Below are 14849 nucleotides of genomic sequence, written 5' to 3'. Positions count from 1 at the left end.
AGCCTAGGCACAAAGTGTACACAGGTTACGCACATACTTATCCACAGTTTGTGGATTACTTAGCTTCTTCTAATTCTTCACGAATACGCTCAATGGTATATCGTAAATCTTGATCCTTTTCCATTTCTCTAGAAATTTTTTCATAGGCATGTAATGCTGTGGTATGGTCTTTTTTACCAAAAGCAAATGATATTTGTGGGTAACTTTCATTGATTAATTCACGAGCTAAATACATAGCAATTTGGCGTGGATGGGCATATTGTTTATTCCGTTTTTGGCTGATTAAATGTTCTAGCTTGATTTTAAAGTAATCTGCCACAAATTCTTGAATATATTTAATAGATAATACTATTTTTTCTGTATGAATGATAAAGTCCTTAATAGCTTTATTAGTAAATTCTACATCAATTGTTTCTAATCGATTTGTGATAGCCGCTTGTGTAATTAATGTTTCAAAAGCACCTTTTAATTCACGAATATTTCGCTTATTAAAATACTGTGCAAATAGGTGAATAACCTCTTTTGGAACATATAAAGTTGGGTATTCACTGCGACGATGATAGATTTCCTCATGGATAATGGCTTCAATCATCTCTGGATTTGGTGCTTCAATTTCTACAGTAAGGCCACTGTTGAATCGTGTGATTAGGCGTTCTTCCATTTCCTTATAATCCTTTGGTGGTTTATCACTGGATAGAATAACGGCTTTATTGTGGCTCAATAAATGGTTGAAGGTATTAAAAAACTCTTCCTGTGTAGTCTTCTTATTTTTTTCTTCTAAGAATTGTACATCGTCAATGATGAGCACATCGATATCTCGGAAGTTACGACGGAATTGATCCGGTGTTTTCGTCCGTAAAGATTCAATGAAACTATTCATAAAATCTTCACTAGTAATGGACATAATTTTAGCGGCTGGATTGTTAGCTAAAATTTCATTGCCTATGGCATGCATTAAATGGGTTTTACCAAGACCAGATTGGCCATGAATATATAGTGGATTATATCGAAGTCCTGGATTTTCTGCCACTGCTTTTGCAGCACTGAAAGCAAGGCGGTTAGAATTAGATTCGATGTAATTATCAAAGGTGAAAGCAAGATTTAAATGTGATTTTGAAGAACTACTCATGTTCCGTTGCACAGTTGGTGCTGGTTGTATAGGAGCTGTTGTTTTGGAAGCAAATAAATCGGTAGGTACTGGTTTTTGAATGCCTAGTGAAGGAGAAGTATTTCTTTGAATGATGACAGGAGAATCATAACTAGGACGGCTTACTCCTTCTGGTAATATTTCTTCATACTCTTCTGTATCCCAAGGGGGAGGGATAATAGGAGATGAAGAAACTTCCATTGTTGTATCTTCAATAGAAGGCATATCGATAGGTGGCATAGAAGGAATATCCGTAGAAATAGTTCCTATACTATCTATGGAAGAAGTATCTACAGTAGATGTATCTGTTAAATATTCTATTTTTTGTAAGGTAGGAAGTAAACTTTTTGATGCCTCTACGATTTGGTTATGAACCAATGGAGTTTGAATATATTTCAGCTTATTAGGATCCATAACAAATAAAGTTAGAATGGTAGATGTCATAGAATAGGGCATTAAGGAATTAACAACCAATGAGTCCCACATTTGCTGTGGCATTTTTGTTTTTGTTTTTTGCATCACTTGGTCCCATAGGGAGTAGAGATCTAAGTCACTCATAATAAACCTTCCTGTAAGTGTATAAGAATTATTTGTCCACATCATGATACATGTGGATAACTAAAAATTAGACAAAGAAAAAGAGTTCATAAACAAGATAATAAGTGGAATTGTTTCTATCCACAATAGTGTGAATAAGTCGGTGGATAAGATGTGAAAAATGTGAAAAACTTGTTTATAACCCTTTGTTGGTGTATAGCTTTATTATACCAAAAACTTTTTTTCTTTACTATGACAATATTACAAATCGTTTATATATATACTATTAAAAACAAGGTTAATATTGACAGAATTAGGGTTTATACATATAATTACTATGTTATGGTATACGAAAAAATAAACCTATCATGAGGAGGTGTTGTTGTAATGAAACGTACTTACCAACCAAATACACTTTGGAGAAAACGTACTCATGGTTTCCGTGAACGTATGAAAACCATCGGTGGCCGTCTAGTATTAAAACGTCGACGCGCTAAAGGCAGAAAACGCTTATCTGCATAATCAAATATACAGCAAGAGAACTTGGCGACCTAGCCAAGTTTTTCTGTATGTACGGTATTAAAGGATAACTATGAATAGTTTAACAAAAGATAGAAGAATACGTAAAAACAATGAATATCAATTAGTGTATAAGCACGGTCGCTATGAAGTGGGACGTTTATGTGTGGTCTATCATATGCCGGTGGCAAAACAAAAGAGTAAAATCGGTTTCGTCACAGGGAAAAAGGTAGGAGGTGCGGTACAGCGCAACAGGGCACGACGTTTAATGAAAGAAGTGTATCGTTTGCATCAACATGAATTGCGCGAAGGTCATCATATTGTCGTAGTCGGTCGAGGGTATTTGGCCAATGCTACGTACGACCAGGCAGAGCGTGAGATGATGCGTCTATTCAAAAAATGTAAATTATTAAAGGATAGAAACTAATGGGTATTAGTAAACTTGTAAATTACTTGTTAATTGGATTAGTTCAGTTCTATCGATATGCGCTATCTCCTTTAAAGCCAAGTACTTGTCGTTTTTATCCCACCTGTTCGATGTACATGTTGCAAGCATTGCGACGGTATGGACCTTTAAAAGGTAGCTATTTAGGCATCAAACGGATTTTGAAATGCCATCCCTTTCACAAGGGTGGATATGATCCTTTGCCATAGCACAGTTTTGGAAATACCTGAGTACCTGTATGGATGAAATATAGACCATACCATAACGTATATGGGTACACAAAGGTGTATACTACAGAGAACAAGAAAAGGAGTAGGCATGGAAATCTTTCAATATTTAGTAGATTTTATGAGAAGTCTTGTGGAATATTCGTTTTTGGCTACAAAAACGATGGGCTTCCCAAGCTATGGTATTGCCATTATTTTGCTTACCATTGTTATTAAACTTATATTAGCACCGTTGACACAAAAACAAGTGCAGTCTATGAAAGGTATGGCTGAGTTACAACCAAAAATGAAAGCCATCCAAGACAAATATAAGGATAATCCACAAAAAGCACAGCAAGAAATTATGAAAATGTACAAAGAATTGGGTATCAACCCATTAGCTGGTTGTTTACCACTTCTTGTGCAAATGCCATTCTTGATTGCTATTTTCTATGCATTGCAAGGATATCCATATGATCCTCAATATGCGCAATTCTTATGGTTACCAAATTTGAGTGATCCAGATCCAATCTATGTATTACCAGTGTTGTCTGCTTTGTCTACTTACATCATGAGTAAACAAACATCTGCTAGTGGTGGTAATAATCAACAAGCGAAGATTATGAATATTTTTATGCCATTATTCATTGGCTATATCAGTTTAAACTTTGCTAGTGGATTGGTAATTTACTGGGTAGTTTCAAATCTATTCCAATTAGCACAACAAACATTAATTTATCGTAATAACAAATAGGAGGCTAGGCATGGATTACATTGAAGTGTCAGCAAAAACGATTGAAGAGGCAACTTCACAAGCAACAGCCCAAATTGAATCTCAAGGTCGTGTTGTTACGTCTGTGAAAGTGTTAGAAGAGCCATCAAAAGGCTTTTTAGGCTTTGGTAAAAAAGATGCTCTTGTTCGCGTATACTTTGAAGAAGGAACAACAGAACATATTGATGTTGCAGAAAAAGTAGTACCAGTTGTGGAAATTATTACAGAAACAACAATAGATACTGTGGAAACAGAAATTTCTGTGGTAGTCGAAGATGGTATTACTAAAGCAGAACAAGATTTCATTGCCGATACAGGTAAAGAATTTTTATTAGGTATGTTTGGAAAGATGGGTTTATCTGTACAAATTGAAAAATTGACTACTAAAGATAAGATCACATTCCAAGTACATGGGGAAGATTTAGGTATTTTGATTGGTAAACATGGTCAAACATTAGATGCGATCCAATACTTAACAAATCTTGTGGCTAATAAAGAAGTTCGCCGTCGTTGCCAAATTGTTGTTGACGTGGAAAATTATCGTTCCCGTCGTGAAGAAACATTAATTCAATTGGCACATCGTTTAGGTGCTAAAGTGCGACGTACACGTCAAAAAATTGCTTTAGAACCAATGAATGCTTTTGAACGAAAAATTATTCATTTAGCATTGCAAAACGAAAAAAATATCAAAACAGATAGCGAAGGACAAGAACCATATCGTCATATTGTAATTTATTATAAACGATAGACTTCTACTATATACAATCAAATCGTATATGAGTGTATATGCTATCTGTAGAGATGACAAAGGATGATTTGTGGCATATAGTCACAGAGTATCAATAACCATGAAAAGGAGCAGCCTGGGCTGCTCCTTTTTGTATTAGATTCAATTATACATTCATGTTAGCTGCTTTACGTACATAGAACCAGTAACATACGAATACTGTTACGATGTTAAAAGCAAGTAATACTGCGAATGCTGGATGGATGCTTCCGAATGTTGTGTAAACATAGCCAAAGATTTTTGGTGTAATGAACGCACCGTACGCAGCAACTGCCCCTACGAAACCAGCAATTAAGGAAGATTGTAATCCATCTGTGAAGATGTGAGGAATCATACGGAATGTAGAACCTGTTACAAAACCACAGGATATGAACATTAATACAGTCATTCCAAAGAAGAATGGGAAGTTATGCATATCTACACCTACCGCAATTAATACAGTAGTGATACATAAACCGATCAAACCGATAAAAGTAATTTTTGTACCGCTGTTGATTTTATCGGCTAACCAACCACCTACTGGACGAAGACTGGCAGATACTAGAGGACCAACGAATGCGATGTGAGCAAATGGAATTTCAGGGAATTCTGTTTTAACAAGTAAACCAAGTGCTGCTGCATATCCGGAGAAGGCACCGAAGGAGCATGTATATAACAATGTCATAGCCCAAGTGTGTTTGTTGCTGAAAATTTGAGCTAGTGCTTTAGGATTTGGTTTTGCTGATGGCAAGTTATCCATGTAACGAGTCATGCATGCTAGGATAATTACTAAAGGCACAATCCACATGAACGCTGCGTTGGCTAAGTACACCGCATTGCCTTTGACGATAGCTGGTGTCACACCGAAGATATTACCTAACGTAGCAGAACCCATAGCGAATGGAGCTAAGAAGTAAATTACGGAGATACCAAGGTTACCGATACCACCATTGATACCAAGAGCGGTCCCTTTTTCAGCTTTAGGGAAGAAGTTACCAATGTTTGCCATGGAGGAGGAGAAGTTACCGCCGGCTAAGCCGATCAAAGCTGTTAAAATCATAAATGTTTCGTAGGTTGTTGTTGTATCTTGTACAGCATACCCTAACCATACTACAGGTACTAATAAGATGATTGTAGAAATAAAAGTCCAGTTTCTACCACCTATTAAAGCTGGCATGTAAGTATAAATAAAACGGAATGTAGCACCTACTAAACCTGGGAAGGCAGCCAGTGTAAATAACTGTTCTGTTGTGAAATGGAATCCAGCTCCATTTAATTGTGCTGCGATGGTTGACCATAAATACCATACGCAAAATGATAACGTTAATGCAATGGTAGAAACTACCAAGTTTTGTTTAGCAATTTTTTTGCCAAACTTTTCCCAAAATTCGGGATTTTCTGGTTGCCAGTTCGCAATAATTTCTTTGCGGCTCGCACCCACTTGAGGCATTTTCATCTCTGACATGAGAACACTCCTTTAATCCTTTCAACGTACAACTTGTGATACTTTTTGTATCACAGTAAATCGAAGACACAAATTAGTATAAAAAAATATTGACTTATGCCATACTTTCATTATAATATGTGCCTAAAATCACACACTTATTATATAAGATATAATATAATGTGAATGTGATAAAAAGCACAACTTATATAATTATTAATAAGTTATAATAGTAACATACGCAAAATTTAAAATGTAATTGAGAAATTGATATAGCTAAGTTTATATCAACTTCATAAGTATGGGATGTTACTGAAAGATGTATGGTGACAGTATGGAACAGGAGTTAATCAATCAATTGCTAGCATTGCCAGGTGAAGTAATTCATCTGAAAAAAGGAGAATTTTTATTTCACGAAGGCGATAAGGCAGAACATTTTTATATCGTTCAGAGAGGGCGCCTCAGTATTAAGAAATTTGAATCCACAGGACATATTTTTGCATTACGATTAGTAGGTAAGAATAATGTGCTTGGGGAAATTCCTTTGTATGAGACGAATACGAGATCGTATGTATTTAATGCCATTGCAAGAGAAGATTGCTCAGTCTATTGTATACGTTACGACGTATTAGAACCTGCCATTGCTAAGGATCATTCCTTAGCCATTACGATGATGAAGATTTATACGCTTCATATGCGTCGACAACAAGCTAAGTATAGAGACTTATTATTATACGGTAAGAAAGGTGCATTTTATTCTACATTATTGCGTTTAGCTAATAGTTATGGTATTAAGCGGGATGACGGTATTTATATCGACATTGCATTAAGCAACCAAGAGTTAGCTGAATTTACTGCCACATCACGGGAAGGTTTAAACCGCATGCTAAGTGAGTTACGAAAGTTAGGCTATGTAGCCTATGATAAACACCATCTGGTAATCTGTGACTTTGATGCATTAATCGGACTGCTAGATTTGGATATCGACACGATCGACCCTAATATTAGCAATATCGAATAATTGAGGTTACCCCCCTTGCTGTGAGCACTACGAAGGCAAGGGTTTTTTGTATTTTTAAGGAGGACATGAGATGAGTCTTTTATCTCAAAAATTTAAGTTTCTTCGCAAGAAGGACGTATCTCCAACAGGCCATCAAATCACAGAAGAAGGTGGTCGTGAATGGGAAAATTTTTATCGTGACCGTTGGTCTTACGATAAAGTAGTCCGCACCACACATGGCGTAAACTGTACAGGTTCTTGTAGCTGGAACATTTACGTAAAAAATGGTGTTGTTGCGTGGGAAAATCAAGCAACTGATTATCCTAAAACACCAGATGATATGCCGGATTACGAACCACGTGGTTGCCCTCGTGGATCTACATTCTCTTGGTATTTATACAGTCCACTACGTGTAAAATATCCATATGTACGCGGTGAATTGATTGAGCTTTGGAGAGAAGCGAAGAAAACTGCTAAAAATCCTATCGAAGCATGGAAATCTATCGTAGAAGATCCTGAAAAAGCAAAACGTTATAAATCTGCTCGTGGTATGGGTGGCTTTGTACGTTCTACTTGGGATGAATCTACAGAAATCGTAGCAGCTTCCTTATTATATACAGCAAAAACATATGGTCCAGACCGTAACGCAGGGTTCTCTGTAATTCCAGCCATGTCCATGTTGTCCTATGCAGGTGGTGCGCGTTTCTTGAACCTTATGGGTGGTACTCCACTATCCTTTTATGATTGGTATGCTGACTTGCCGCCATCAAGCCCACAAGTTTGGGGTGAACAAACAGATACTCCAGAATCTGGTGACTGGTACAATGCAGGTTACATCATTACATGGGGTTCTAACGTACCACTAACTCGTACGCCGGATGCTCACTTCTTAGCAGAAGTACGTTATAAAGGTACAAAAGTAGTCTCTGTATCTCCTGACTATGCTGAATCTACTACATTCTCCGATACTTGGTTGAATGTAAAAGCTGGTACTGACGCAGCAATGGCAATGGCGATGGGGCATGTCATTCTGAAAGAATATTATATTGATAAACAAACTCCATATTTCAAAGAGTATGCAAAAGAGTTTACTGACTTGCCATTCTTGGTACGTGTAGAAGAAATCAATGGTGCTTTACAGGCTGGACGTTTCTTGAATAACCAAGACTTAGGTAGTACAGAAGATGGCGCTGATTTCCATACCGTAGTGATTGATGAAAATACGAACGAATTAGTAGTACCAAATGGTACACTAGGTGATCGTCATACAAATCCTAAAAAATGGAATTTACGTCTTGAAAACCGCGTTACAGGAGAGAAAATCTCCCCTCGTTTATCTGTCATCGATCATCGTAATTCCGTAGCATTAGTAAAATTACCTTATTTCGGTGACGAAGCTCATGAAGGTATTATTGAACGTGCTATCCCTGTGATGACAGTACAAACAAAAGAAGGTCCTGTACAAGTTACAACAGTTTACGATTTAATCCTTGCTAATTACGGTATCGATCGTGGTTTAGGCGGTGAAGTGGCTACTAGCTATGAAGAAGACACTCCTTACACTCCAGCATGGCAAGAAAAAATCACTGGTGTAAAAGCAGACGTAGTGATTCGTACAGCTCGTGAATTTGCAGACAATGCAGAAAAAACAAAAGGTCGCTCCATGGTTATCATGGGTGCTGGTATCAACCACTGGTATCATGCAGACGTAATTTACCGTACCATCCTTAACTTAATTATCTTCTGTGGTACAGAAGGCGTTAACGGAGGTGGCTGGGCTCACTATGTGGGACAAGAAAAATTACGTCCAGTAGAAGGTTGGGCTGGTATTATGACAGCAAACGACTGGAGTAAAGCACCTCGTTTACAAAATGGTACATCTTGGTTCTACTTTGCTACAGAACAATATCGTTCTGACTGCATCGACTTAGCAGACCGTGTATCTAAATTGGCTACTCCTCGTTACAGACACCCTGGTGACTATAACGTATTGGCAGCACGTTTAGGCTGGTTGCCGTCTTATCCTACTTTCAACCGTAACTATCAAGATTTAATCAATGATGCTCGTGCGACAGGTGCAGGTACTGAGGCAGAAATTAACCAGTACATTGTACAAGCATTGAAAAATAAAGAATTGAAATTCTGTGTAGAAGATCCTTCTGCGAAAGAAAATCATCCACGCAACTTGTTTGTATGGCGATCTAACTTGATTGGTTCTTCTTCTAAAGGTCATGAGTATTTCTTGAAATATTTATTGGGTACTAAAAATGGTGTCATTGAAGATGAAGATGCACCAGTACGTCCAGAAGAAATCAACTGGCGTGAAGCTCCAGAAACAGGTAAATTAGACTTGTTAATCGATATCGATTTCCGTATGGCTTCTACTGCGTTATATTCCGATATCGTATTCCCTGCAGCGACATGGTACGAAAAACAAGACTTATCTTCTACAGATATGCATCCATACGTACACGTATTCCAAGCAGCGGTTGATTGTGCATGGGACACTAAATCTGACTGGGATACATTCCGTACGTTGGCAGAAACAGTATCTCGTGTAGCGAAAGAGTCTGGTTTCACTGAATACGAAGACATCGTAGCACAACCATTAGGTCATGATAGCCCTGGCGAAGTGGCGCAACCATTGGGTAAAGTATTAGACTGGAGCAAAGGTGAATGCGAACCAATTCCAGGTAAAACAATGCCGAATCTTGTTCACGTAAAACGTGACTACAGTAAAATCTTTGAAAAATTCATCGGTTTAGGTCCTAATATTGAAAATAAAGTGGGCGCTCATGGTTTAGCATGGGATGTATCTGATGAATATCAATCCTTATATGCACAAAATGGAACCATCGACCAACCAGGTTTCGTATCCCATGGTCGTCCTAGCATCTACGAAGCACGTGAAGCTTGTAATGTTGTGTTAACATTGTCCTCTTGTACGAATGGTAAATTAGCAGTTCGTTCTTGGCAGGCAATGGAAGAAAAAACAGGCTTAACAGATCTTCAAAAGAATGCAAAAGGTCGTGAAGAAGAACGTATCACATTCGACGATATGGTTCGTCAACCACGCTTTATCATTCCATCTGTAACAAGTACAGGTAAAAATAATAAAGATCGTCGTTACTCTCCATTTACAACATCTACTGAGGATAAAGTTCCATTCCGTACGATCACTGGTCGCCAATCCTTCTATTGTGACCATGAAATGATGCGTGACTATGGTGAGGCTATGGCTCTTTACAAACCAGTCTTGTCCTACGCACCTGTGAAAGGTGATTACGCACAAGAAGGAGTTCCTCAAATCACATTGAAATACTTAACACCACATAATAAATGGTCTACTCATAGTATGTACTTTGATAGCCAACAATTGTTAACATTGTTCCGTGGTGGACAAACAATTTGGTTGAATGAAGATGATGCGAAAGAAATCAATGTCCAAGATAATGATTGGGTGGAAGCTTTCAATAAAAATGGTATCGTTGCAGCTCGTGCAGTAGTATCCCCACGTATCCCTCGTGGTATCTCTTATATGCACCATGCCCAAGACCGTCATATTAACGTACCTGCTGCGCAAATCAAAAAACAACGCGGTGGTACACACAATGCACCAACTCACATTCATTTGAAACCGACACATATGATTGGTGGTTATGGTCAATTAAGTTATGGATTCAATTATTATGGCCCAACTGGCAACCAACGGGATATGACTATTGTGGCTCGTAAAATGAAGGAGGTAGATTGGCTTGAAGATTAAGGCTCAAGTATCTATGGTCCTAAATTTAGACAAGTGTCTAGGATGTCACACATGTTCTGTCACTTGTAAAAATACATGGACAAACCGCGAAGGTGCGGAATATATGTACTTTAATAATGTAGAAACTCGTCCAGGTGTTGGTTATCCACGTCATTGGGAAGACCAAGAGAAATGGAAAGGCGGCTGGACTGTTGGTAGCGATGGAAAATTAGCATTAGCGACAGGTTCCAAAACAAATCGTTTGATGAAATTGTTCTACCATCCAGAACAACCTGAGTTGAAAGACTACTTTGAACCATGGACATATGACTATGAAACATTGATTCACTCTGGTCGTAAAAACAACCAACCAGTAGCACGTCCTCGTTCTTTAGTCACTAAAGAACGCATGGAAATCAAATGGGGTCCTAACTGGGATGACGATTTGGCTGGTGGTGAACACGCTCGCTCTGATGTTAACTTAGCTAAAATGGGCGAAGATATCGTGTTTGACTATGAAAAAGTATTCATGCGCTACTTACCTCGTCTATGTAATCATTGCTTGAATCCAGCATGTGTGGCAGCGTGCCCATCTGGTGCGATTTACAAACGTGATGAAGACGGTGTAGTTCTTGTTTCTCAAGATGTATGTCGCGGCTGGCGCCATTGCGTACCATCTTGTCCATACAAAAAAATCTTCTATAACTGGGAAACAAATAAAGCTGAAAAATGCGTATTCTGTTACCCACGTTTGGAAAATGGTTTACCACAAATCTGTGCGGAAACTTGCGTAGGTAGAATGCGTTATGTAGGCGTTGTGTTCTATGATATGGATAAAGTAGAAGCAGCAGCGGCTTCCAAAAACGATACAGATATCTACGAAAATACAGTAGATTTAATCTTAGATCCTCATGATCCAGAAGTAGTAAAAGCGGCTCGTGCAGAAGGTATTGGTGAAGCTTGGATTAAAGCAGCACAAAAATCTCCAGTCTATAAATTGATCAAAGAATGGAAAGTGGGCTTACCATTGCATCCAGAATACCGTACATTGCCAATGGTTTGGTATGTGCCACCATTGAGCCCAATCGTACAACGTATTACATCTGAAGTATACTTGCCAGATGCGAACGAAATGCGCGTGCCTGTACAATACCTTGCAAATCTATTTACAGCAGGTAATGCAGATGCCTTAGCTCGTGTGTTGCAACGTGTATTAGATATGCGTGAATATATGCGTCGTCGTGATGTAGGCGGTGAAGCACCTCAACATCCAATTGATTTAACAGAAGATCAAATGTACGAAATGTACAAATTATTAGCCTTGTCTAAATACAATGATCGTTTCGTGATTCCTACAGATATCAAAGCGTCTCGTGAAGGTCGTGCAGATATGCAACATAAACGTGGTTTTGCCTGTCCTACAGGGGGATGTCAATAATGAATGATGCTCAGAAAATAGCGCTTATTGCGTCATTTCTGCTTCGCTATCCTGATGCCACTTGGTACGATGAATTACAAGAATGGAAGGGGGACGCAACATCTGTTGCGCACCCTCAACTCCGTCAAGCATTGGTAGAATTCTTCGACTATGTGGAAGAAACACCTCGTAAAGAGTTTGAAGATCAATATGTGCGTACTTTTGATTTCAGTCAAAATACAAATATGTATTTATCTACTTATGAATTACAAGGTACAGGGGAACAAGCAGAAGAACTTGTGAAATACAAAGCATTTTTCCTTGAAAATGGCTATGACTTACCAAAAGAAATGCCAGACTTTGTCCCAGCTATTCTTGAATTATGTGCGCTTATCGAAGAAGAAAAAGCAAAAGAAATTTATGAATACTGTAAACCAAAATTAGAATATATTCGGGAGCGTTTTATTGAAGCGAAATTACCGTATGCATTCTTATTTGATATTATTTTATCTGTTGCAAATGGATTGGAGGACGGTGTACTATGAGTTTATTTCTATGGGGCGCCCTGCCTTATATCGCTTTCACCTTCTTTGTCGTAGGGACTCTTGTTCGTTTCTTTTATTTTGAAAGAAACTGGACTACTAAATCAAGTCAATTTTTAGAAAAGAAACAATTGCGTATTGCTAACCCATTGTTCCACTTTGGTTTGCTTTGCGTTATCGGCGGTCACGTGGTAGGTGTATTGATTCCTAAAACTTGGACTGCTATGATCGGTATTGATGACCATATGTACCACCAAGGAGCGTTGTACATGGGTGCTGTAGCTGGTTTCCTATTTATCGTAGGATTTTTGATGCTCATGAAACGTCGTTTCACAACACCTGAATTACGCGCTAACACATCTAAAATGGATGTATGGTTATATGTATTCTTTACATTAGCTATCTTCAGTGGTATGGCTGGTACCTTATTGAATGCGTCTGGATTCTTCGACTATCGTGTGTCTATTGGACCTTGGTTCCGTAGCGTATTGATGGCTATGCCAGATCCATCCTTAATGGAAAATGTTCCTGGTATCTTTAAGTTCCATATGCTATCCTGGATGATTGTGGCGATTGTGTTCCCATTCAGCCGTTTAGTACATTGCTTAAGTGTACCATTTAACTACTTAGCACGACCATTTATCGTGTATCGTAAACGAGACCGTCGCTAGTTTTCTCTATGAAAGTCTGTGGCGTTCGTAACTGAATAGTGCAAAGGGAAGCCCATGGTATACTCCTTCTCAAACGGTATTTCATAATGTTTGTTCAGGAGCACGCCGTGCTCTTCTTGTATTTGTGTGATTCAGGTAGTGAAGGAACGCCACAAGGCTTTCTACGATAAAGGGGCGCTCCTCAGGGTTGACACTTGTTCTGCTATATCACTTGTGGCTTTCGTAACTGAATAGGCAAAGGGAAGAGCACGACATATTCCGACCCGAACTGATACAGTGGTTAGGTTTGCTCCGGAACATGTCGTGCTCTTCTTTGGGTTTGTGTAATTTAGGCAGTAAGGGGCACCGCAAAGGCTACTACTTGTAACTGTGTTCCTCAGGGTTAGGAATATGTAAATAATATGTTTTATCTAATATGGATACGTAAAAGGTCTGTATATTATGAGAAATTCATACTCTTAGATTCTTTACAATGATAATTGATATTGTTATACTTTAACGGTATAAATTTTTATTTTGGTATTATTGGATAAGGAGTGTCATGTGACGATGGAAAGTTCAGGACAAAAACAGTTTAAGAGCAAGTACCATATTTTAGTATGGATTGCTCTATTATCATTAGCACTGATTGGTATGGTTGAGTATGGATATTATTTACAAAATAGACCTCCATTCAAATGGCAGATTTATTTAGGTTTGATTCCATTTTCATCTTGGGTGATATTAACGTATTTGACAACAAAACCAAAATGGTTTACTACACGTTATAATGTAGGTGAAATGTACAAGGTACACCGTATTGTAGGTATTGTAGTAACGGCAATGCTAGGTATTCATTGGTATGAATATTTTGGTCATGCTAAAACTGCATTAGGCTGGTGGGGTGGTTATGTAGCTCTTGTAGGGATGTTTATTGCTTTCCTAGTAGGAATTTTGTTCTTAACTCCATGGTTTAAAGGTATTGCTACATCCATGCCTCGTAAAGCAGCGGTTTGGATTCATAGATTGAATTTAGTAGCGTTAATTGGTGCTAATATTCATGTACACGGATTTAAACGTTTATCTGCGATGGTTCCATTCTTACAAGTATATGATGTACTTACATATGGATTGGTGATTTATTATATTTATTGGATGCTTAAGAAAAGAAACTAAGTCGTCACTTGTTCTGCTATGTAGCCTGTGGTGTTTGTAACTGAATAGGGGAAAGGAAAGACCGCAACATACTCCTTCTCAAACTGATACAGTGGTTAGGTTTGTTCAGGAGCATGTTGCGGTCTTTTGCATTTGTGTGATTTAGGTAGTAAGGGAACGCCACAAAGGCTACTACTCGTAATGGCGTTCCTCAGGGGATTGGAAGAGCACGGCATACTCCTTCTCAAACGGTATTTCATAATGTTTGTTCGAGGGCATGCCGTGTTCTTCTTGTATTTGTGCAATTTTATCAGTAAGACACGCCACAAAGGCTACTACGCCTAACTGCGTTCCTCTCAGGACCTGGAAGACCGCAACACATTCCTACTCAAAATAATACAGTGGTTATGTTTGCTCGGGGATATCAGTTAGTGTAAAATGTTTGTGGGAAAATAAAATAGCAAAAGAAGGTCAACCTTTGTTACAATGAATGTATTCCAAAAA

13 protein-coding genes are annotated in these 14849 nt (G+C 38.3%); 11 read left to right on the top strand and 2 right to left on the bottom strand.

What is annotated here, in order from left to right:
• Positions 1–55: 55 nt before the first annotated feature.
• On the bottom strand, positions 56–1705 hold the full coding sequence (gene dnaA / locus EO125_RS07565; protein WP_164726476.1) for a chromosomal replication initiator protein DnaA: 1650 nt from the start codon (positions 1703–1705) through the stop codon (positions 56–58).
• A 366-nt stretch (positions 1706–2071) separates the two neighbouring features.
• Here dnaA and rpmH point away from each other — a divergent pair, with 366 nt between their 5' ends.
• The 5 genes from rpmH to jag all read left to right on the top strand — a co-directional run bounded on the left by rpmH (position 2072) and on the right by jag (position 4374).
• Entirely contained in the window at positions 2072–2206 is a 135-nt protein-coding gene (rpmH, locus tag EO125_RS07560) for a 50S ribosomal protein L34 (protein ID WP_004692946.1), read from the top strand.
• Between the two features lie 70 nt (positions 2207–2276).
• Positions 2277–2630, top strand: coding sequence for a ribonuclease P protein component (gene rnpA / locus EO125_RS07555; protein ID WP_127148359.1), 354 nt, complete (start codon positions 2277–2279; stop codon positions 2628–2630).
• Complete coding sequence (gene yidD, locus EO125_RS07550; protein ID WP_009353977.1) at positions 2630–2857, top strand: membrane protein insertion efficiency factor YidD; 228 nt, start codon at positions 2630–2632, stop codon at positions 2855–2857. Before rnpA ends, yidD begins: the two co-directional genes overlap by 1 nt.
• Positions 2858–2966: 109 nt before the next feature.
• On the top strand, positions 2967–3608 hold the full coding sequence (locus tag EO125_RS07545; protein WP_127148358.1) for a membrane protein insertase YidC: 642 nt from the start codon (positions 2967–2969) through the stop codon (positions 3606–3608).
• A gap of 10 nt (positions 3609–3618) precedes the next feature.
• Complete coding sequence (gene jag, locus EO125_RS07540) at positions 3619–4374, top strand: RNA-binding cell elongation regulator Jag/EloR (RefSeq protein WP_127148357.1); 756 nt, start codon at positions 3619–3621, stop codon at positions 4372–4374.
• Between the two features lie 145 nt (positions 4375–4519).
• Here the strand turns inward: jag and EO125_RS07535 are convergent, their stop codons facing one another.
• The gene (locus tag EO125_RS07535) at positions 4520–5857 is read right to left on the bottom strand and encodes an MFS transporter (protein ID WP_127148356.1); all 1338 of its coding nucleotides are present in this window, start codon (positions 5855–5857) and stop codon (positions 4520–4522) included.
• 313 nt (positions 5858–6170) lie between these two features.
• On the opposite strand from EO125_RS07535, the gene EO125_RS07530 reads away from it, so the two are divergent.
• From EO125_RS07530 to EO125_RS07505, 6 genes are all read left to right on the top strand, one after another.
• Positions 6171–6857, top strand: coding sequence for a Crp/Fnr family transcriptional regulator (locus tag EO125_RS07530; protein ID WP_370447293.1), 687 nt, complete (start codon positions 6171–6173; stop codon positions 6855–6857).
• A gap of 70 nt (positions 6858–6927) precedes the next feature.
• Positions 6928–10602 (top strand): nitrate reductase subunit alpha, encoded by a 3675-nt coding sequence (locus EO125_RS07525; protein WP_127148354.1) that lies wholly within the window; start codon positions 6928–6930, stop codon positions 10600–10602.
• Complete coding sequence (gene narH, locus EO125_RS07520) at positions 10592–12019, top strand: nitrate reductase subunit beta (RefSeq protein WP_127148353.1); 1428 nt, start codon at positions 10592–10594, stop codon at positions 12017–12019. Before EO125_RS07525 ends, narH begins: the two co-directional genes overlap by 11 nt.
• Positions 12019–12543 carry a nitrate reductase molybdenum cofactor assembly chaperone gene (gene narJ, locus EO125_RS07515; RefSeq protein WP_126940996.1) on the top strand — a complete coding sequence of 175 codons (525 nt, stop codon included), beginning with the start codon at positions 12019–12021 and terminating at the stop codon, positions 12541–12543. The genes narH and narJ overlap by 1 nt, the downstream gene beginning before the upstream one ends.
• Positions 12540–13211 (top strand): respiratory nitrate reductase subunit gamma, encoded by a 672-nt coding sequence (gene narI, locus EO125_RS07510; RefSeq protein WP_127148352.1) that lies wholly within the window; start codon positions 12540–12542, stop codon positions 13209–13211. Before narJ ends, narI begins: the two co-directional genes overlap by 4 nt.
• Before the next feature lie 549 nt (positions 13212–13760).
• Positions 13761–14366 (top strand): hypothetical protein, encoded by a 606-nt coding sequence (locus EO125_RS07505; RefSeq protein ID WP_127148382.1) that lies wholly within the window; start codon positions 13761–13763, stop codon positions 14364–14366.
• The last annotated feature ends 483 nt before the right edge of the window (positions 14367–14849 follow it).

It is taken from the genome of Veillonella sp. VA139, from assembly GCF_003992005.1.
In the GTDB taxonomy this organism is placed as follows: Bacteria; Bacillota; Negativicutes; order Veillonellales; family Veillonellaceae; genus F0422.
The sequence above is the reverse complement of the archived record's forward strand: the minus strand, read 5'-3'. Positions and strand labels throughout refer to the sequence as shown.